The 20016-nt window shown below is 53.9% G+C and carries 24 protein-coding genes; 20 read left to right on the top strand and 4 right to left on the bottom strand.

Annotation, left to right across the window (positions count from 1 at the left end; all coding sequences use genetic code 11):
- Positions 1-49: 49 nt before the first annotated feature.
- Positions 50-2194 carry an ATP-dependent DNA helicase DinG gene (gene dinG, locus HBR94_RS17930; RefSeq protein WP_032858113.1) on the bottom strand — a complete coding sequence of 715 codons (2145 nt, stop codon included), beginning with the start codon at positions 2192-2194 and terminating at the stop codon, positions 50-52.
- Positions 2195-2293: 99 nt separating this feature from the next.
- Between dinG and HBR94_RS17925 the strand changes: the two genes are divergently transcribed.
- Positions 2294-2758: a CopD family protein gene (locus tag HBR94_RS17925; protein ID WP_057439857.1), complete on the top strand. Its 465-nt coding sequence runs from the start codon at positions 2294-2296 to the stop codon at positions 2756-2758.
- A 108-nt stretch (positions 2759-2866) separates the two neighbouring features.
- Here the strand turns inward: HBR94_RS17925 and HBR94_RS17920 are convergent, their stop codons facing one another.
- The 3 genes from HBR94_RS17920 to HBR94_RS17910 all read right to left on the bottom strand — a co-directional run bounded on the left by HBR94_RS17920 (position 2867) and on the right by HBR94_RS17910 (position 4784).
- Entirely contained in the window at positions 2867-3625 is a 759-nt protein-coding gene (locus HBR94_RS17920) for a collagen-like protein (protein ID WP_170045308.1), read from the bottom strand.
- On the bottom strand, positions 3618-3908 hold the full coding sequence (locus HBR94_RS17915) for a DUF1145 domain-containing protein (RefSeq protein ID WP_057439859.1): 291 nt from the start codon (positions 3906-3908) through the stop codon (positions 3618-3620). Before HBR94_RS17915 ends, HBR94_RS17920 begins: the two co-directional genes overlap by 8 nt.
- 180 nt (positions 3909-4088) lie before the next feature.
- Positions 4089-4784: an OmpA family protein gene (locus HBR94_RS17910; RefSeq protein WP_057439861.1), complete on the bottom strand. Its 696-nt coding sequence runs from the start codon at positions 4782-4784 to the stop codon at positions 4089-4091.
- 191 nt (positions 4785-4975) lie between these two features.
- Here HBR94_RS17910 and HBR94_RS17905 point away from each other — a divergent pair, with 191 nt between their 5' ends.
- The 19 genes from HBR94_RS17905 (at position 4976) to HBR94_RS17815 (ending at position 19833) form a co-directional block, all read left to right on the top strand.
- Positions 4976-5473: a DUF6231 family protein gene (locus HBR94_RS17905; RefSeq protein WP_057439863.1), complete on the top strand. Its 498-nt coding sequence runs from the start codon at positions 4976-4978 to the stop codon at positions 5471-5473.
- Between the two features lie 2 nt (positions 5474-5475).
- Positions 5476-5949, top strand: coding sequence for a YchJ family protein (locus HBR94_RS17900; RefSeq protein WP_170045307.1), 474 nt, complete (start codon positions 5476-5478; stop codon positions 5947-5949).
- Between the two features lie 20 nt (positions 5950-5969).
- The gene (locus tag HBR94_RS17895) at positions 5970-7721 is read left to right on the top strand and encodes a recombinase family protein (RefSeq protein ID WP_170045306.1); all 1752 of its coding nucleotides are present in this window, start codon (positions 5970-5972) and stop codon (positions 7719-7721) included.
- An 827-nt stretch (positions 7722-8548) separates the two neighbouring features.
- On the top strand, positions 8549-8791 hold the full coding sequence (locus HBR94_RS17890) for a hypothetical protein (protein WP_170045305.1): 243 nt from the start codon (positions 8549-8551) through the stop codon (positions 8789-8791).
- A gap of 120 nt (positions 8792-8911) precedes the next feature.
- A complete protein-coding gene (locus tag HBR94_RS17885) occupies positions 8912-9418 on the top strand; it encodes a hypothetical protein (protein WP_170045304.1) in 507 nt (168 codons plus the stop codon).
- Positions 9419-9499: 81 nt separating this feature from the next.
- Positions 9500-9709 carry a hypothetical protein gene (locus HBR94_RS17880; protein WP_170045303.1) on the top strand — a complete coding sequence of 70 codons (210 nt, stop codon included), beginning with the start codon at positions 9500-9502 and terminating at the stop codon, positions 9707-9709.
- Complete coding sequence (locus tag HBR94_RS17875; RefSeq protein WP_170045302.1) at positions 9709-10152, top strand: hypothetical protein; 444 nt, start codon at positions 9709-9711, stop codon at positions 10150-10152. Before HBR94_RS17880 ends, HBR94_RS17875 begins: the two co-directional genes overlap by 1 nt.
- Positions 10153-10158: 6 nt before the next feature.
- On the top strand, positions 10159-12438 hold the full coding sequence (locus tag HBR94_RS17870) for a hypothetical protein (protein ID WP_170045301.1): 2280 nt from the start codon (positions 10159-10161) through the stop codon (positions 12436-12438).
- A 56-nt stretch (positions 12439-12494) separates the two neighbouring features.
- Complete coding sequence (locus tag HBR94_RS17865; protein ID WP_170045300.1) at positions 12495-12860, top strand: hypothetical protein; 366 nt, start codon at positions 12495-12497, stop codon at positions 12858-12860.
- A gap of 9 nt (positions 12861-12869) precedes the next feature.
- Positions 12870-13082, top strand: a complete 213-nt coding sequence (locus tag HBR94_RS17860) for a hypothetical protein (RefSeq protein ID WP_170045299.1) — start codon at positions 12870-12872, stop codon at positions 13080-13082.
- Positions 13079-13360 (top strand): hypothetical protein, encoded by a 282-nt coding sequence (locus tag HBR94_RS17855; protein ID WP_170045298.1) that lies wholly within the window; start codon positions 13079-13081, stop codon positions 13358-13360. The genes HBR94_RS17860 and HBR94_RS17855 overlap by 4 nt, the downstream gene beginning before the upstream one ends.
- Before the next feature lie 104 nt (positions 13361-13464).
- Positions 13465-14106: an NUMOD4 domain-containing protein gene (locus tag HBR94_RS17850; RefSeq protein ID WP_170045297.1), complete on the top strand. Its 642-nt coding sequence runs from the start codon at positions 13465-13467 to the stop codon at positions 14104-14106.
- Positions 14107-14122: 16 nt separating this feature from the next.
- Positions 14123-14809 carry a hypothetical protein gene (locus tag HBR94_RS17845; protein ID WP_170045296.1) on the top strand — a complete coding sequence of 229 codons (687 nt, stop codon included), beginning with the start codon at positions 14123-14125 and terminating at the stop codon, positions 14807-14809.
- 1184 nt (positions 14810-15993) lie between these two features.
- A complete protein-coding gene (locus tag HBR94_RS17840) occupies positions 15994-16698 on the top strand; it encodes a recombinase family protein (RefSeq protein WP_170045295.1) in 705 nt (234 codons plus the stop codon).
- Positions 16699-17184: 486 nt separating this feature from the next.
- Positions 17185-17652, top strand: coding sequence for a hypothetical protein (locus HBR94_RS17835; RefSeq protein ID WP_170045294.1), 468 nt, complete (start codon positions 17185-17187; stop codon positions 17650-17652).
- Between the two features lie 97 nt (positions 17653-17749).
- On the top strand, positions 17750-17974 hold the full coding sequence (locus tag HBR94_RS17830; protein WP_060540037.1) for a hypothetical protein: 225 nt from the start codon (positions 17750-17752) through the stop codon (positions 17972-17974).
- A gap of 370 nt (positions 17975-18344) precedes the next feature.
- Positions 18345-18836, top strand: coding sequence for an LEA type 2 family protein (locus HBR94_RS17825; RefSeq protein ID WP_057439868.1), 492 nt, complete (start codon positions 18345-18347; stop codon positions 18834-18836).
- Entirely contained in the window at positions 18833-19033 is a 201-nt protein-coding gene (locus tag HBR94_RS17820) for an SEC-C metal-binding domain-containing protein (protein ID WP_003189235.1), read from the top strand. The genes HBR94_RS17825 and HBR94_RS17820 overlap by 4 nt, the downstream gene beginning before the upstream one ends.
- 155 nt (positions 19034-19188) lie before the next feature.
- The gene (locus HBR94_RS17815) at positions 19189-19833 is read left to right on the top strand and encodes a glutathione S-transferase N-terminal domain-containing protein (protein ID WP_115127542.1); all 645 of its coding nucleotides are present in this window, start codon (positions 19189-19191) and stop codon (positions 19831-19833) included.
- Positions 19834-20016: the final 183 nt, after the last annotated feature.

Raw genomic sequence — 20016 nt, 5'->3', positions numbered from 1 at the left:
TGACATACATGAGATAGACCACGAAGTGGGCGAATTCGCCCACTGCGGCTTAAGAAATTTCGCGCCGGAAAGGCGGCAAGGCATTCAGGATCGCCTTGCCATAGCGCTGAGTGACCAGACGGCGGTCGAGCAAGGTGATGGTGCCCCGGTCTTCTTCGGTACGCAGCAAGCGACCACAGGCCTGGACCAGCTTCAACGAGGCATCCGGTACCGAGATCTCCATGAACGGATTACCGCCCCGGGCTTCGATCCACTCGGCCAGCGCAGCCTCGACCGGATCATCCGGCACCGAGAACGGGATCTTGGCGATCACCACGTGCTCGCAGTAGGCACCGGGCAGGTCGACACCTTCGGCAAAGCTCGCCAGGCCGAACAGCACGCTGGAGTCCCCGCCATCAACCCGCGCCTTGTGCTTGTTCAGGGTTTCCTGTTTCGACAGGTTGCCCTGGATAAACACCTGTTTGCGCCAGTCGCGGTCGAGGCCGTCGAACACGTCCTGCATCTGTTTACGCGACGAGAACAGCACCAGGGTGCCCTTGGAGCCTTCCACCAGCGACGGCAGGTCACGAATGATTGCCGCGGTGTGGGCCGGCGCATCCCGTGGGTCGGCCTTGAGGTCCGGCACCCGCAGCACGCCAGCGTCGGCGTGATGGAACGGGCTGGGGACCACGGCAGTGACGGCTTTTTTCGGCAGGCCGGCGCGCATGCGGAAGCGGTCGAAGGTGCCCAGGGCCGTCAGGGTGGCCGAGGTCACCAGGGCGCCGTAGGCCACATTCCACAGGTTGCGCCGGAGCATTTCTGCGGCAAGGATCGGGCTGGCGTTGACCTCGATATCGAACAGCGCACCGCTCTCCGACAGCGTCAGCCAGCGGGCCATGGGTGGATTGTCTTCCGGGTCTTCAACGGTGAAGGCCGTCCACAATTCCCAGTTGCCCTGGGCACGGGACAACAGGCTGCCAAACAACGGATACCACTCTTCGGCCTGGTTGCTGGCGATACCAATATTGACCTCGCCGTCCATGCCTTCCTTGAGCAGGTCGGTGAGGCGGGTGAACAGGTCGGTCAGGCGTGAGAAGCCCTTCTTCAACTCCACACCCATCTCGCGCATATGCTCGGGGATCAGCCCGCCGACAAAGCGATGGCGTGGCCGCTCGCGACCTTCAACGTCTTCGCCGGGCTTGAAGTCCGCCACCTGTTCGCAGGCGCTGAACATGAACTGTTGCTGGGTCTTGATCTCCCGCGCCAACTCCGGCACCTGTTCGATCAACTTGCCCAGGTCGCCCGGCAGCGGATGCTGGGCCAGCAGCTTGGTGAGGTTCTTGGCGGTGGTTTCCAGCCAGTCAGCGGTGGAACGCAGGCGTGTGTAGTGGGCAAAGTGGCCGATGGCCTTGTCGGGCAGGTGATGGCCTTCGTCGAACACGTAGAGGGTGTCGCGCGGGTCGGGCAGCACGGCGCCGCCGCCCAGGGCCAGGTCAGCCAGGACCATGTCGTGGTTGGTGACAATCACGTCGACCTTGCCCATGCCTTCGCGGGCCTTGTAGAAGGCGCACTGGCCGAAGTTGGGGCAGTGCCTGTTGGTGCACTGGCTATGATCGGTAGTCAGGCGCGCCCAGTCGGCATCTTCAAGGGCGTTGGGCCAGCTGTCGCGGTCGCCGTCCCACTTATTGCCGGCCAGCTTCTCGATCATGCTGGTAAACAGCTTCTGGCTGGCCTCATCGACTTCGATCTTGAAGCCTTCTTCTTCGAACAGCGAGGCCGTGGCGGTTTGCGCGTGGCCTTCCTGCAACAGCACATCCAGCTTGGACAGGCACATATAGCGGCCACGGCCCTTGGCCAGGGCGAAGGTGAAGCTCAGGCCGCTGTTGCGCATCAGGTCCGGCAGGTCTTTGTAGACGATCTGCTCTTGCAGGGCCACGGTGGCGGTGGCAATCACCAGGCGCTTGCCGGCGGCCTTGGCAGTGGGAATCGCCGCCAGGCTGTAGGCCACAGTCTTGCCGGTACCGGTGCCGGCCTCGACGGCCACGACCGCAGGGTCGCCACTGCGCCGGCCTTCGTCGTCGGTGTCGATATCCCCGAGGACCTTGGCCACTTCGGCGATCATCAGGCGCTGGCCGTAGCGCGGTTTCAAGCTCTTGGCTTCGAGAAAACGCGAGTAGGCGCCCTGGATCGTGGTTTTGAGTTCAGTGCTGATCATGGATAGTCGGGCGCAAAAAACGCTGGATAAATTTTCAGTGGTTCGGATCGGCCGCTATCATACCCCGCTAATTAATCCCGCGCAGAACGGAGTACCTCAATGACCGTGTTCAGCCTTGCCTACACCCTGCATGTATTGGCCGCCCTGGTATGGGTCGGCGGTATGTTTTTCGCCTGGATGATCCTGCGCCCGGCTGCAATGGCGGCGCTCGACGGCCCTCCACGGCTGAAATTGTGGATGAATGTGTTTCAGCGTTTTTTCGTGTGGGTCTGGGTCGCGGTGCTGATCTTGCCGATCAGTGGCGTCGGCCTATTGCAACTGCGCTTCAACGGGTTTGAAACCGCGCCGCGTTATGTGCAAGTGATGATGGGCTTGTATGTGGTAATGACCGCGCTGTTTATCCGCATCCAGGCGTTACAACTGCCTGAACTGCGCACGGCTGTGGCGGCCGAGGACTGGGCGACGGGCGCGCAGGTGCTGGGAAGAATCCGAAAGCTGGTAGGGATCAATCTGATTGTCGGGTTGGTGGTGGTGGGCGTGGCTTCGGCTCGGCCGATGTTCTGAGGTTGTTCCTCAGTGCCTCATCGCGGGCAAGCCCGCTCACACACTTTGATTTGTGAATACCCAAAAATGTGGGAGCGGGCTTGCCCGCGATGGACCAGTGCCGATAGCTCAAAGCCGCTGGATGGTCACCGTACCGGCAGGCCCCGACGGCCCCGCCTGGCCTTCCAGACCCGGCCGGCCTTTCTCGCCGCCGTCGGCGCGGTACACCAGGCAACCCTTGGACGCCCCGCCCTTGCCCGGCTTGCCGGCCACACCCGGTAAACCACCCGCACCACCCTCGACCCAGACCTTGATCTGCTCACTCGGATAATCCCGCGGCAACTCGATGCGCACCGCCGCCCCCGCAGCCCCCGGCAGCCCGTCGCCACCGTTGTCGCCATTGGCGCCACGTCCGGCCGAACCCCAGGTGCAACCAGGGTCTTCGCCATTGGCACCATCCAGGCCGCTGTAACCCTGGGCACCGGTGCCACCACGGGCATCGACGGACAGTTCTTCTGCAATCAACCCATTGATCCGCAGGGTCAGGTCACGCCCCGGCCGGGCCGGTTTTTCATGGGTGCCGGGCGCGCCACGGGAGGTGATTTGGCTGCCATGCTCCAACTGCGCGTGCCGCACCTGCAACTGCAGGGCCGAGGCGCTGGGCACGATGGCAATCCGCGCTTCGCGGCCCAGGTGCAATTCGTCGACAGTAACCTGGGTGATATTGGCCGGAATCAACAAGGTGCCATAGTCCGCCACTTCCAGGCGCTCCAACTGCAGCACGCTGGTGCTGTTGGGCAAGCGCATCAGCGAGTGGGTCTCGACACTGACGCTTTCGGCAAGGGCAATGGGGCTGACCAGCAGGGCCAGGAGAAAAACCTTACGCATGATTGGCATCCTTGTTGTCTTGGTTAGCCGTAGGCGCAGGCAGGCTCTTTATATGGAACATCCCCAGCAACAGGATCAGCAGGCGGTCACGCCAGGGGTGAGCACGATGTTTGACGCTGGCGTTGAATAACACCAACTCCAGAAGATGGACCAGCAACAACAGGCTGCCGACCAGGTTGACCAACAGATGAAATGGATTAGTCAGCGGTTTGAACAGGTTGACCAGCACAACCGTCCAGAACAGCATCGCCAGCAACTTCCCCAATCCTAGCAACAGCTTCATGCCCTACGCCCCCTTGCACATTATTCTTTGGGCGCACAGTAACGAGTTCTACAGGCGATTTGCCAGTGAAGGATTAAAAAACTTGAGAAGGCTGCGACTTGGCGGCCAGATCGCCGAGATTCGTCGGATACAGCTGTAAGAAATGCCCCTGGCACCACCCAGGGGCATATCAGAAATGTCTTAGCGGTTGATTTGAATTTCCACGCGACGGTTCTGGGCGCGGCCGTCGGCGGTTTTGTTGTCGGCCACCGGATGGCTCTCACCGGCCCCCGTCACCGACACAAAGTTACTGCGGGGCACGCCGGAGCTGACCAGGTACTCGGTCACCGAACGGGCGCGTTTTTCCGAAAGTTTCTGGTTGTAGGCATCTTTACCGACGCTGTCGGTGTGCCCGCTGACCCGCAACTGCGCACTCGGCGCTTCCTGTTTCAGGCGTGTGGCAACCGTGTCGAGCTTGGTTTTGTCGGCGGCCGTCAGCCGGGCCGAATCGAACTCGAAGTGCACATCACGAATCACGATGGTCTCTTCCTGGACCACGACCACTTCCTCGACGACGACCGCCTCAGGTACCGGCGGGCAGCCGTTGGCATCCACCTGCACGCCCTTCGGGGTGCCCGGGCACTTGTCGCGACTGTCCGGGACGCCATCCGCGTCTTCGTCACCGTCGCCATGCACCCAGCAATAGGCGCCGGCCATGCCGCCAATCAACAATGCGCCACCGCCAGCCCATGAAGAGCTTTCGGTAGCGCCCAGCGCGGCCCCGGTTACGCCGCCGAGGGCGGCACAGGTGGGCCAGTCGTTTTTTTGCAAGCCTGCGCAACCTGTCAATACTCCGGTTAGCAGAACCAAGGGTAGAGCTGTCCGCATGATGCTCATTTGATTTCTCCTGAGGGGATCGGCCGCAAGCCGATGGGTGGAGTAAAGACCGCTCTTTTCATCTGCGCCAGCCGGCCATACCCCCGTATTCATTGGTCGAGGCCGCTTTTTCCGGTCGACAGGCGAGCGCCCGCTCTAGGCCCGCACGCTCAAGCAGGCTAGTCTTGAAGGTTCTGATGTGAGGATCTTCGATGACCGCCGGCAATTCTTCCCGTACTCCGCAGCAAGCACTCGCTGCCCTGCTTGATCGCCAAGCCCCCAAACGCCTGCTGGTGTTGGGCGCCGGCCACTTCCCGGCGCTGGAGGCATTCCAGCAGGCGCACCCTGACACCGTGGTCTGCGTCGCCGGGCCTGGACCATTGCCACCTGAGGTGGCCGCCCAGCGATTTGACCTGGCCCTGGTGGTCGATTGCCTGGAGCACCTGTCAAAACGTGCAGGTCTGGAGCTGCTGGGCGGCGTGCGCAACCTCAATGCCAGCCGCATCGCCGTTCTCGCCGACCTTGCCGCCTGCGGCTGGAAGGACACCGACTTTTTCTCCCTGGCCCTGCAGACCAATGAGCAGTTTTGCCGCGACAATCAGGTACTGACGCTGTTTACCTACGATCTGCTTGAATACAAACAAGTGCCGGACTGGCTGAATGCCCGGTTCTGGGCCAACCCGGAAAATTTCGGAAAGTATTGGTGGTAACCATGAGTACATCCATTTGCCCTTGCGGCAGCGGCAACCTGCTGGATGCCTGTTGCGGCCACTACCACACTGGCCACCCCGCGCCGTGCGCCACCGCGTTGATGCGCTCACGCTACAGCGCCTATGTGCTGGGGCTGGTGGATTATCTGGTGGCCACTACGCTACCGGCACAACAGAACGGCCTCGACCGTGATGCCATCGGGGCCTGGAGCGCGCAAAGCACCTGGCTCGGCCTGGAAGTGGAAAGCTCCGAGGTGTTTGGTGGGCAGCCGGAACATGCCTTTGTCACTTTTACCGCACGCTGGCATGACAGCACCGGCGAACACAGCCACCGCGAACAGTCGTCTTTCGTACAGAACGATGGGCGTTGGTACTTTATTGATCCTACGGTGGAGGTGAAGGCCGGGCGTAATGATGCCTGCCTGTGCGGCAGTGGGCAGAAGTTCAAGAAGTGTTGTTACAATTACCTACCATAGAGTTTCGGGTAGATCGCGTCATGGGTAAGGTCTTCAGCTACATCCGCTTCAGCAGCGAGCGACAGTCAGCAGGCGACAGTTACGCAAGGCAGGTGAAAGCTGCGAAGAAGTTTTGCGATGAGTACGAGCTTGAGTTGGCCGATCCTCGTGAATACCTATTCTTTGATGCAGGCCGTTCGGCATTCAAGGGTAAGCACCTCGACGATACTGGCGAGCTGGCTAGATTCCTGAGCTTCGTTGAAGACGGGACAATCCCACCGGGCAGCTATTTGGTAGTGGAATCTCTAGACCGTCTTTCACGTGAAAAGGTGAGGGACGCCCTGCCTCGCTTCCTTGATCTTCTGGCGAAAGGGATCAACGTTTACACCAGCACTGACCGCCGCCTGTACACCAAGGACTACAACGAGATTGATCTAATCATCTCGATTATCTCGATGTCACGTGCCCATGAAGAATCAGCACTGAAAGGCGGTCGGGTATCTTCAGCGTGGCGCAATAAACAGAAGGAAGCCCGCGAGACTGGCAAGCCCCTGGGGAAGCTTCGCCCGCTCTGGTTAGACGTAACGCCAGATGGTTACGTGCTGAATCCTGCCAACGTCGCCGTAGTACGCCGCATCTTCGACCTTTCCACCAAGGGCCACGGCTCACGCATCATTGCAGCAACATTGAATCAAGAAGGTGTTGCCTCGTTCAGTGCTGGCAGGAAGAACTTCAGCGGCCTTTGGGGTTTCAGCACCGTGCGTCACATCCTCGGTAGTCGCGCAGTTTTGGGCGAGTATCAGCCTCACATCTTCATAGACGGCAAGAGAACTCCAGACGGTGAGCCGATTAAGGGCTACTTCCCTGCCGTGCTGACTGAGGATGAGTTCTACCTAGCCCATGCAGCTAGATCGTCCCGCAAAACCCACACCATCACCAAGACCACCACCAACTTCAACGTACTAGCTGGCATTCTGTACTGCTACAAATGCGGAGCGCTCATCCACCTCCAAGGGCAGCGTGGCCGGAAGTATTACAAATGTTCCAAGACTACCAAGGGCATGTGTGACGCAGGGATCATCAGCGCCCCACGCACTGAAGCAGTGTTCAAAGAGATTTTAACAAAGGTCGATAGCCTGTCGTTGGTGCAAGACAGCTCAGGCAGTTTGCAAAAATCACTTCAGATTCTTGAAGGCAGGATTGCAGAACTCAAGAGCAAACAGTTGGAAGCAGAAGCTTCGCACGCTGAGTTTCCGTCTCGTATCACTGCAAGACTCCTTCACGAGCTGGAAGCCAACATTGGAACGCTAGAAGCTGAACGCACAACCCTGACCGAGCAACTGACAGCGGACAAGGTGATGAGCAAGGAGAATTTCTTTGAGAAACTGGACCTAGTGTCTTTCGAAGGTCGTGTAGCTGCCAACAACCTCATCAAGAGATTGGGCCTTCACATCTTCGCAAGCAAGCACGGCAGGACGGATGAGACGTATTGGGTGAGCAAGAGCAACGCCGTCCCCACCCCGTTCAGTGAAGACGCGGTAAACCTCCTGTTCTACCTGATGCACAAGGGCAGCAACATCCGTTTTGAAGCAATGTATGACGAGTATGTTGACCTTCAGGTGATCCAAGGCGAGCTGACAGAGGTAGGAGCGATTCTTGCGAAAACTGAATCTTGGGACGAGTTGCCACTTGAACTGCTCGCAGAATTGAAAGCGCGTGATGATCAGCGGAAACCCTACTCATTCATCCAATCGGATTTCCTCAACAAACCACCCCTCGTACGTGTTTTCTGACCAAATCGTACGAGTGCCTACTTCTCAACCAGTACAACTTCCATAGCCCAGCCCTATTGAGCCTTAAATATAAATTATTTTAAATTAGTTGACTATTTAGCAACTTTAGGGATTGACAGATCACCATCCCATGGTACAATAACCCAAGAGCACAAGATAAACTTCTCTGCTCTTCTAATTCTCCAGATTGGGACTTCGCTCCTAATCTTCGCCGGTTATCATTTTCCGGCCCCCCTTAAAGATTTCCATTGCGTTTCCTCGACGCAACAGCTAACTCTCTCTCTTGGGTTTGAGGGAGTTCATATTCTTTGTTGGTGAATGGCGATACCAACAACCTAATCTCCTACTGCCTGCCTACAGGTGCGACCAATCTAGTACGGGTTGGGCCGCAATAGGCAACTTATTGTTGTGAAAATCGTGGGAAGACGAGAAAGAATCGGGCCATAAAATGGCCCATTTTTTCGTCTCGCATAAAGAAAACACCACTACCAAAACTAACAATTCAATAATTATGGAGGCCAGCCCATGCGACCTGTTACCCGAAACTGTGAGTGTTGCGGCACTCCATTCATTGCACTAACCGCGAAAGGACGCTCTTGCTCAAGACGTTGCCAGCGCGCTCTCACAAGAAAGAAAAAGAAGGAGGCAACGACCAATGCCAATGAAGACTGAAATTTGCAACTACTGCCTTCGCAGCTATACAGCCCGAACTTGCAGAAGTAAGTATTGCTGTGAATCGTGTAGGAAAGCAGCCGCAAGACTGCGACAACGCCAGCAAGACAACCCAGCAACACAACCACCACAACACTACTAAAAGGAAACTTCCCATGATTCATATAGAAAACCTCACAATCAATATCAACTTCCAAACCCCCACCCCCATCGTCATTGGTAAGAGCAGCGAACAACAGTCGGCAGAGTACAGAGAGCGCATTCAGCTTGAAGAAGACACAAAAGCCGGTGCTATCAACCGAATGGTTTACCGCCAGCGTTTATCAGACTGGGCACGTAGTCGTTTTGGTGATGATGTTGCAAATACGATCTTAGGTGGAGGTTATGCAAAATGCTGATGATTCCAGCCTATGTAACATTCGCCCTGTGCCTCGCAAGCGCAATGCTTGCCTCTGGAATTACGGGTCACATTCTTCTTTCCAAACCAACAACCCACACAAACCAATAGGAGATACAAAATGACAAGTTTCAATCAAGACTACCTAAACAATTTAAAGAGCAATGCTGAATACGCTTACAAGGTTGGTTCTGCAATGGAATCCACTCTAGGTCAAGATAGCTTTGCAACTATCAGCTTCGTAGCTGAGGCTCTTGGGTCCGCACTAGATCGCTTCCAAGATATGGTGCTTTTAGGCTGGAGAAAGAACGTAGACCATGAGCCTACACTTTATCCTAACAGTGCAGGCCTCCTTTTTCATATGACGAAACCCGTCGATCAGCAAGCAGCCGAACTCAAAGTAATTATGGAAAATCTAGAGTCAAACTATAAAGCTGATTGTGCTACCACTGATAGAGCAGCAGCCGAAGCGGAAGAGGCTCGCATCCTTGCAGAAGTTACCGCCACCGTGGATGCTGAGATCGAACAAGAACGTCAGGTTCGTATTGAAGCGGCTAAAGCTGAGCGTATGACTCGCATCATTGAAAAAACTCCAGCTAAACCAGTAACCAAGAGAGCCATCAAGTAACAGCCTCTTGGGGGCGCTATGCCCCCCCAACAACTTCCCACAACCCAGTACACACCACCTACTTACTAAGGAGCCACAACCGTGCAAGAAATTCATCTCAAGCAACAACAATCCCAATTACTCGCTTTCATTTTTGCCCTCTGCTCTAACAACCCAAACGAGAGACTTGTCGGTGAACTCGGAGCCTTTGAACTCATGAAGGAGCTTGATGAGTATACGCTCAACCTAGCAGTTGATTTTTATTCAGCCCTCAGAATTAAAACTGAAGCGTACACACAAGGAGTCCATTAATGGCAACATTCCGAAGTCAAGCACCACGCCACTTGGCCGCTCTCTTTGAAACTGGAAAACAGTTTAGCGTCTATATGGCTGGCCCAGGCGTTAACGTATTGAAGTTCACCCGCTTCCTTCCACGCTTTCTAAAGCAACGAATGGGCATCCGTCCTAAGTACCACATCTTTTGGTTTGCCACATCACAGGGTCTGGCAGTTGCTATCTCTTCCACAATGGCAGTACGCCGCCTCATTGATGAATTCTACAAGGAAGCGGTAAAACTCAAGTATCTTGAAGGGGCACACCAACTGTACTTGGGTGGCAACAAGACAAAACTAACCACGACGCTCGCAGCCTTGATGTACGAATACCAATCTCAGAAAGGTATTCGTACATTGGGCGGTAGCGTAGTGAGCCCTACAGCACATCAGGCAGCATCTCGAATGCTAGCAGCAAGGTAATCCACAATGAGTATCAAAGAGGAAATCGCACGGCTGACGGGCAGGCTAGTATTTGAAGTTAATAGCGCCCCACTACAACGCTTCCAAGCCTTGATGAATCGCAGCACACAAACCATGGCAAAGTTTGGGGAGGAATACAACAAGCTTGCTGCCGCGATGAACAAAACTTTGAAGTTAAAGGTGGACACAACTTCTCTCGACAGGGCCAAAGGCAAACTCAACAACGCCTTGAATCGAGAGCTACGCAGTGAAGTTGCTTTGGCCAACCAGAAACGGTTGACGTTCGCGGCTGAACTATCTCAGCAGAAATTGAGTTACACCGGCACGAAAGAACAACAACGTCTTGTATCCAGCCTTGTGCGAAGCCAGCAACAAGGTGCTGTAGTTGCCGCCAAAGCCCATGCACAGCAGTTGAAGACCAACGGCACCACAAAGCAACAGCTCGCCTCACAGGACGCCCTGAAAGCATCCCTGATCAAGCAGGCAAGACTTGAGGCAATTGTTGCCAAAACTCGTGCAACCACACTTAAAGCTGATGCCAATCATTTGATGGCAATGAGTAAGACCCAACGTATTCAGGAGCAGATCAACCGAGCAGCAGGCCAAGCCCATAGAGCTAACATCAGGCACAACGCTCAGATGGCAAGCATGAAACAAGCGGCAGCGGCAAAAGCAGCGACCCAAGCCCAGAAAGATCAGAGATTCCAGTGGGCACAGCAACGCCAGCAACATTGGCAGGCTAATAAAAAATCCCCAAGCAACTCAGCGGGGCTTGGCCTTGGCGGTATGGGTGGCCTACTCGCTCTTGGTGGTATCGGTGCAGCTATTGCTGGCCTGACTCGTGCTGTCGGCTTGATTGGTGAGCGTGTACAAGCTCGCCAAGATGCCACCAGCGAAGCGGAGCAGTACAACAATCTGTTTTCTCAGATGGGGAAAGGGAATCAGCAGAACGTCGACAAACTGCGCAAAGGTTACGAGAAAATCTCCATGGATAATGGAGCGGTTGTCTCTCTCGATGACGCCAAAATGTTCCGTACATACGCCATCTCAGAAATGCAGCGGGGCAAGAACGCAGATCAGGTGCTGAAGCAGTATGAAGTGCAGCAGCAGGCATATCGTATCGCTGGCCTAACGCCTGAAGAGGCGAAGCGTTCCAACATCCAGCAACAGCAGATTCGTGGCAAAGGATACGGCGATACCGAAGACCTCAACACGCTGACGGAAGCCAACCCACTGCTACGCCCGTACATCCTGAAAGCCTGGGGCGAAGCCAACAAGTTCAAAGACATGAGCGACCCCAAGAAGCTGGAAGCGGCGTTCATGAAGGCTCTGCCCAAACGCGGCCTCACTCGCGATGTGCTAGATCGCAGTCAACAGATGTTGGTAGCCGACAACCAACCCGCACTGACCAAGCAGCAGCAGAGCATTCAGGCAAACCAGAACCGGAACGACTCTCAAGCTTATCTGACGGCCAACAACCTCAACAGTCAGGCTGAACTTGTGACAGCGGTTAACGACAACATCAAAGCTCACAAGGAGCTGGCTGAAGCCATGCAACCAGTGAAAGCCGCGATGCGTGACTTCGATACAGCACTCACCAAGCTGACGGCTGGGGCTATTCGTGAGTTCCTAGGCAAGAACGCTGACGGCTCCGAGAAGACCTCAGAGCAACGTGTCCAGCAACTTGGTACGGCTGGCGGTGCTGACGGAATTATCACCCTCCCCAACGAAAACGCCACTCCACGCACCGAGCAACAGAACCTAGACGCACAAGCGGCTGACCCAATCAACAAACTGTGGAATTGGCTAGGCGTTGGTAAGGATGCAAAAGTGGCAGCGGATGAAAATCGGGCTCGCTGGGCTCCAGTGCAAGCCAGTGCAAAGGGTGATATCTGGGATAACGAGTTAGGAATGGCTCAGGCCACTATGCCGGGATTCTTGCCACAACTTGAATTCAATCCGACAGTACTTGCAGAGCGTCTTGCCTCACTTCAAAACCACCAAGCAGCAGCAACGCCCGGTGCATCTGGACGCTGGGGAAGTGGTGGCGCTACAGGAAGCTGGGATACACCAACTACCAACCTCGCCCCTGTCGTCAATATTGAAGGCGATAAAATCAATATTGAACTTCACGGATCAGCCTCAGAAGAGGATCGGGCCAAGGCCATGGCAGAACTTGAAAAGGTTCTAGACAAGAGGGATGAAAAGCTACCCGCACTTGTGGACAGGGCTATCGGAAATATCATCTTTAACGCACGCGCCACATCTGCCGAAGTACGCAAGTAAGAATTAAGGGGCCACACAGAAGCCCCTTACTTACTCAACCCAAAGGAGACAACCATATGGCCGATATGAAACTCGGAATGGGTTGGCTCGGAACCATCTTCTTCTTTATCGTACTCTGCCTGGGAATCACCATATTCAATACTTCATTGATATTCAGCGGAGATACCCAGACATTGAAGGAATCTACAAACTACACGGACAGTAGAATGGCGGAACAGAAAGTATACGTAGACCAACGCACACTAGACCTCCGTGAAGAATACTTAGGTATTGCTCGCCAGCAAGCAACATCCAATCGCTACCTGATTCTCTTAACTTGTACAACCAAGAAGACCATGAGCGAATGCAAGAAAGAACAAGAAGAACTCGACCAACTCCAACTTGAAAGCCAACAACCACGCACTATTCAACCTAACCAATAGGAGAAATAAATGGCAAAACCAATTCTGTCGCTAAAGAAAAGAACCCCAGAGATAATCGAACCCGAAGAACTCCCAACCAACCCCCTCATCACGACAACTGAAATCAATGTATGGGATTACACACAGGAACAAGACTTCTCAGAAGACTACAATCCACCTCAACGAAAACGCCGTAAAGATAAGCATGTTGAGCAATATCGAAAAGAAGCAAAATGGCAATGAGAGAATACAATACATATGATATATACGGACTCCTGCAAGGCCTTCTAGAGGCTCTAGGCAAGCATGCCAACGCTATCCCCCTGCAAGTGCGTGCAGAGCTCGCAAGGAGCTTTGTAGAGGCTCTTCCAGAAGACCCAGCAGACGTACACTTTGAAGATGTGCGTATTAAAGCACCAACACAACGCGAACAATTTAAACAACTGGCAGCCCAGCGAAAACCAACTGCACCAACTGCACCACCGAAACTCTCTCCGCTTGGCGAGCTCATCGCACACTAACACTCTCTCCCGGCAATACTATCTGACTCTTCCCCCCACACAATACAAAGTCCGTGGTACGTCTCCGTATTGCCTTCTACCTCCCACAGAAGGAAACCACAACAATGAAATCTTGTTTTAACAACCCCATTACAGAAACCGAATCTTTCCACCCAGCGGATGTGTACTTCACACTAGAGCACATCAAGTGTACCGCTGATGAAAAATGGAGAATCATCCCCGACTTCAGCAGATATCAAGCTTCTACATCTGGACGCATCCGAGATGCTTACACCATGAAACTCATCAAGCAAAACTTCAACCCCGACCAACAGTATTACCGAGTAACTCTTACAGGTGATGATGGAAAGCGTGGAAACCAGTTCGTTCATCGCCTAGTTGCAAAAGCCTTCTCCTGGGCTCGCCCGCTAAGAAAGGGCGATGGCTGGGTTATCGACCATATCAATCACAACGGTGAAGACAACAGACCTTGCAACCTCCGTGCAATCTCTGCCGTAGCCAACGCTAACAATAAACGCGATCAAATCCGGCATTGGTACGACGACCTGTTACTTACAATCCCACTAATCTTCGCAAGACGGTATGGCGTTAGAACTTCCCTAAAAGGGAAGACCCTTCCCGCATACGCCAGAGTAATCAACGCAATCAAGAAATTCCCAGACCATCCAATCGAGCATGCATTCATTGTATCTGAATGCTCTGTCGGCATGCCCCACCTCACACATCCTGAATATCTGATCGCATAGCCATAGGAGTCAACTTATGAATAAAACTTACCAAACCATCAAAGTCGAAACTGATTTCACAACCGGCGAACTTACCGAAGTCACTCGCACTTACTCAAGCACACCATTCACTGCATCAGGCGACAGTTACCAGAAACTAGCGACAGCACAGGAGCCCGTACAACCGCACTGGAGCTCAGAGCACACGAAAGACGCCCTACGCCTCCGGGGAGTCGCTAACGACGCTCATATCGAAGCTCAGGAGCTGCCAACAAGTGATGTGGTTGCTCTGCCTGTGAAGCGCGTCACCCGCCCCAAGAAAGTAACGATCAACAACATCGCCAAGCACGTCATGTTGGCAGACGCACAAGAAGAGTCGAGCAATGATCGCCCCGAACAAAACTGGGTTGAAGATTACGTCATGGGAGCGTGCTACACCGTCGCCGGTGCCAACAAGGGCAAGCTCAACGTGAACCCTACCCACGTCTTCGCAGCGGTCAAGATGGATGTGATCAGTACGGAGTCTGTACGCGCTGCATTCAGGAACTCCAAGGGCGAGCCACTCGGGAAGACTCAAGTAGCACTTATCGGCCAGTGTGCAAGGTTCGCCCTTACTGGGATGCAGATGCACCTTGATCGAAACCCTGCCCTGTACGACGCCTTACAGACCGAAGTGGACTTCATCACGGCATACTACGAGCCAAATCAGGCAGTTGCAGCATAAAGCTGTAACCTCCTGAGATCGCGTACAGGCCACGACAAGATAAAACCCACACCAAGCCATACCCTCAGCACCTAAATCGCCTCCCTAGAGCCTACAGATGGCTTCCCACCCATGTCACACTTCACAGAAGAATAGAACTCAACGGAATATCGAAGATGTGGTCTAGGATGAAAATATTCTTCCAAAGCATGGTTGACAAATCAAGATTCCTGAGTATTTTAAAAAGCTCTTAATGGGTAAATACAAAAGATTCTTATTAAGATCAAAACCTTTTGATCTTGATCTTAAAGGCAGAAGCTCTTGATCCTATAAAATCAAAAGCTTGTTATTGAAGATCAAGATCAAAAGCTCTTGTGGGTGATTTCCAAATCCACAAATCCACAAACCCAATGTATTTAAGATATCAGAGATATTCCGGGACTATATAGAGACGGCAACGTCTCGGTAGTATCACAGTCGGCGTAGCCGATGGTTGAGCACGGCCAAGGCGACAGCCTGATGGTATTACTCTTGAGATTTTGTCTTCGTTAGAAAAGTAATAAAAATTACTGATAAACGTAGTGAACATTTTCTAATCTAGCACCTACCATCAAGCTTGCTTGATAATGCTATACCCACTGAACGTAGTTCAACGCTTAGCACGATGATGCAGAGCATCAGAAGCTTCATTTTAGATATTATAGAATACTTTTAATAATTCTATTATTACTAACTAAAAGTTGATCAACTTAAAGAGGTAACAGCTTACAGCTCACGCTGTAGTGTGCTAACGCCTGACTTCAGTCAGATGGGTGCTCAGCCGTGTCGGTGACGACACAGGTATATAACCTACTCAGACGCTAACAACCTGATTACAACCTGATCCCATACAAGACAAACCCTTTCTCCATGGTAGTTTCCATGATGGAAATGCGCACCATCTATGAAGTGAATCCCCGTATTCATTGGGCTTGAATGTCTTTGTGCTAAACCTGATGCGTTCACGCACACCAATAATCGTTTTTGTGCAAAATCGCATTTAATTGCATGCCCACTTGAAGCTACACCCTGAAACTCTTGATTCGTGCAACCACTTCTTCAATAAAGTGACGAAAAGCGTACTCAACGAAATCTTAACGATTCGTAGACGAACGTCAGCAATATGTTATGATCACCCCATCACGAGCGATGACAGAGGGCGAACGATGAAACAGGTAGTGGCGTATGCACGGGTCAGTACAGACGATCAGTCACTTTCTGTTGCTGGTCAGTTTGCTGCTATCAAGATCGCCGCTGAGGCCAACGGATGGGAGATTGTTGCCGAGTTCACCGATCAAGGTGTATCAGGCAGCATCGACCCCCTAGAGCGTCCACAGTGCAAACTTGCCTTAGCCATGGCGAAAGGGTTGGGTTGCCCAATCATCGTTCACCGTCTCGACCGTCTTGGCCGTGACCACGCGCACTTCATCACCCTGCAAAAGAAATTCAAGTTCATCGAAGCCGAAGACGTACATGGCAGCGGTCTGGTGCGAAATATCAAATCTCTGCTAGCTGAAGAAGAACTGATGAAGATTCGCCAACGTACCAAGGATGGCCTTGCAGAGCTGAAGAAGGGCGCGGCCAACGGCGATATTGAAGCTCAAGCCAAGATTGCACGCCGTGATGCCGGTCGTGCAAAGGCATGGGCCATTGGTAACGGTGCTGCTGTGCAGACTAAGGCAATCAACGCCAACAACCGTGCAAAGTCATTGGAATCTGAGCTGAAAGCTTGTTTGTACGATGGTCAACCAACATTCGCCGCCATCGCCAAATGCCTGAATGCCAAAGGCCTCACCACTGAACGGGGAAGCGTATTCCAACCCATGACAGTGAAGCGCCTGATGGAGCGATTGAACCTGTCTCTTGTATGATCCCAAGCCCATTCAGGAGGCTGCACATCGCTCGTGGTAGCGCGTTCACACCTACAGCAGTACGTCGCCTAATGCTTGCTTTCAACGTCTCTTTCTGAGGCCGTGAGAGCTTCCAGCGGCCTAGGGTTATTTTGGTTTTCCGCAGCTTTCTATTTGAGCCAGTCGTGCAGTGTTAAGCACCTACCGTGCTCAACTTATTTTCCCCTGTCCTGTATCAGAACTCTTCGGAGCGAGTCACTTATTTTTGGCGGCGGATTTGGGAAATCGTATAGGAGTGCTTAGGCCGCTCCGGCGCCGGAGTTTGGTTTTGCGTGGAAAGAGTCAGAGCTTATTTTTCTGGCCGGAAACTCTGAATCGTTGGCGAAGCGCTACCCAAGATTTTACGGGCACTGGAAACTCGGCATGGAACGAGCCCACCCGGCATCTGGACAGTCATCACATCACACTGACACCATAAGACCCCCCTCACCCTTCAAGGATTGAATCTTGTCAGCCAAAAGAACTATCGGAATCGTGCTCGCGGTCGGCCTCGCCTACATTGTTATTAAAGGTGTGATCAATGCACCAACCAAACCTACAAGCTCGACCGGGGGCACCTACGCAGCTTCTGCTACCGTCACCGAGTACCCTGAAAGCACAGCAACTTACAATCAAGTGAACGCGGAAATAGGATGCAAAAGCACCTACAGCGATCAGAAGAAAGACGACATATTCAATGCGAAGTACAAAAATCACTGGATGACTTGGAAGGGAGAAGTCGTCTTGCTGGAATCTGAAGAGGCTTCCTTGAACGTGGATGGCGTAGGGACTCAAGACCTAAAGGTCGACTTCGCAGACAAGCAGGCCGGGTATGACCTCTCAAAAGGAAGCCAGCTCAAGGTGCGCTTCCTGATGAAAAGGGCTGGCGGGTGCTTCCTTCCTTTCAGCGGTCAAGATGCGACCGTGGTTCGATAGCCGCTCTTGATTATCAGAGTAATTCTACCCAAGCGTTTACCACCCAACTTGATAGTGGCAGAGTGACCACTTCTCAACCACGCAAGGAGCAAAGGTAATGAAAGACATCGTTATCACCGTAGTGAATTTCTTCGCTTGGATTGGAATCATCGTTGCAACGGTCGTGGGTTACTTCGCAATGAAAGGTAACTATGAGTACATCGGTGCACTGATTGGCTTCGCCGTTGGATGCCTAGGCTCTGGAGTGTGGTTTGTGCTATCTGCAATCCACCAGAATATCCAAACCATCCGAGATATAGCCGTCAAGCAGTCTCAAGCCTGAACAATACGGCGGCTAAAAAATCAGCCGCCAATTCCTCAGCCAGCACCGCCCTATCGCTCCACCACTCGCCAACATTCCAGCCAGTGCAATTGCCCCAATCCATGCCTTCATGATGATTCTCGTGGTGTGTAGTGGCACGATGTTATCGGGCTCCGGGGCTTGATGCCAGTTAGCCTAACGCCCACCTGCATTTATGCCAGCTATGATGTGATCGAAGGCACCGAAACAACTTGGTAGGTATTTGTAGCAGTAATTGAAGAAGTGCTGTTCCAGTTACCTGTAAAAACCAAGGACACCGCGCTAAACCACACAACCCTCGTCATCGTTGACGACCATCGCCGGCAAGCCGGCTCCTACAAGGGATTGCGTCATGGTCAGCCGATTACGAACCTACAGCTGTTTAATGGTATTGACCGTTGGCCTCTCGGGCTGTGCGTCCTGGTTCGCCGATGACACGCCGCCGCCACAGATCCACCTGGTCAAGGTCGAGTTGGTGCGGGCCAAGCTGCTGGAGCAGAAATTCAAGCTGCACTTTCGCGTGGATAACCGTGACGACTCGGACCTCACCGTGCGCGGCCTGATCTATAAGATCAGCCTGGCTGACGTGGAGCTGACCGAGGGCGAATCCAACGAGTGGCTGACCATACCGCCCCATGGCCGGGGATTTTTCAAGGTCACGGTGCGCACCAACCTGTGGCCACAGGTGCGGGAGATCGCCGACCTGCTGAAAAATCCGCACCGCCCCATCCCCTATCGCCTGGAAGGTGAGTTGAAAACCGGATTATTCATCGGTAACGACGTGCACGTGATGCGCAATGGCGAGATAATCCCCGGCGATTTTATTCCGGAGCGACACCAATGACTCAGCAACCCCATGTCCATGGTCCTGACTGCAACCACGATCACGATCACCACGATCACGACCATGGTCATGTCCACGGCCCGAACTGCGGCCATGCCCACCAGGAACCGGTGCGCAACGCCCTGAAGGACGTTGGCCGCAACGATCCATGCCCATGCGGCAGCGAGAAGAAGTTCAAGAAGTGCCACGGCGCCTGATACGCGTCCCGCAGGAGCCGGCAAGCCGGCTCCTACAGTTCTATCGTTAGACGCAAATATTTCATTGAATTTTCGGTAGCTGAGCACTACCTATACCTACAGGCACATCAGCGGGCGTCCTGCCCGTTCAAGCATCACCAATCCTGGAGAGCTTCATGATCGACCTGTATTACTGGACCACCCCCAACGGTCACAAGATTTCGTTGTTCCTGGAAGAAGCCGGCCTGCCCTACGAGGTGCACCCGATCAACATCGGCCAGGGCGACCAGTTCAAGCCAGACTTCCTGAAGATCGCTCCCAACAACCGCATTCCTGCCATTGTCGACCAGCACCCGAGCGACGGTGGCGCGCCGATTTCGCTGTTCGAATCCGGAGCCATCCTGCTGTACCTCGCGGAAAAAACCGGCCAGTTCCTGCCCAAGGACCTGCGCGGTCGCCAGGAAGTGCTGCAATGGTTGTTCTGGCAAATGGGTGGCCTGGGGCCGATGGCCGGGCAGAATCACCATTTCAGCCAGTTCGCCCCGGAAAAAATCCCCTACGCGATCAAACGCTACGTCGATGAAACCGCGCGCCTCTATGGCGTGCTCGACCGGCGCCTGGCGGACCGCAGCTTCGTTGCCGGCGAGACCTACAGCATTGCCGATATGGCGATCTACCCGTGGATCGTGTCCCACAAATGGCAGAGCCAGCGCCTGGAAGACTTCCCCCACCTGCATCGCTGGTTCAACCTGATCAAAGAACGCCCGGCGACAGTGCGGGCCTATGACCTGGTGCAGAAGGTCAACCCGCCGAAACCCTGATGCACGCTCCCCCTGTGGGAGCTGTCGAGCCCCGGCGAGGCTGCGATGCAGGCGCTGGGGCTGCCAGATACAGCGCGATGTTCCTATCGCAGCCTGGCTAAAGCTCGACAGCTCGCACATCTGCTCAATCAAATCCTGAAAATTAGCATCGCCTCCCGCTTGCGTCGGTTCGCCGCGCTCACT

It is taken from the genome of Pseudomonas sp. WS 5412 (assembly GCF_012985615.1).
Taxonomy (GTDB): domain Bacteria; phylum Pseudomonadota; class Gammaproteobacteria; order Pseudomonadales; family Pseudomonadaceae; genus Aquipseudomonas; species Aquipseudomonas shahriarae.
The sequence above is the reverse complement of the archived record's forward strand: the minus strand, read 5'-3'. Positions and strand labels throughout refer to the sequence as shown.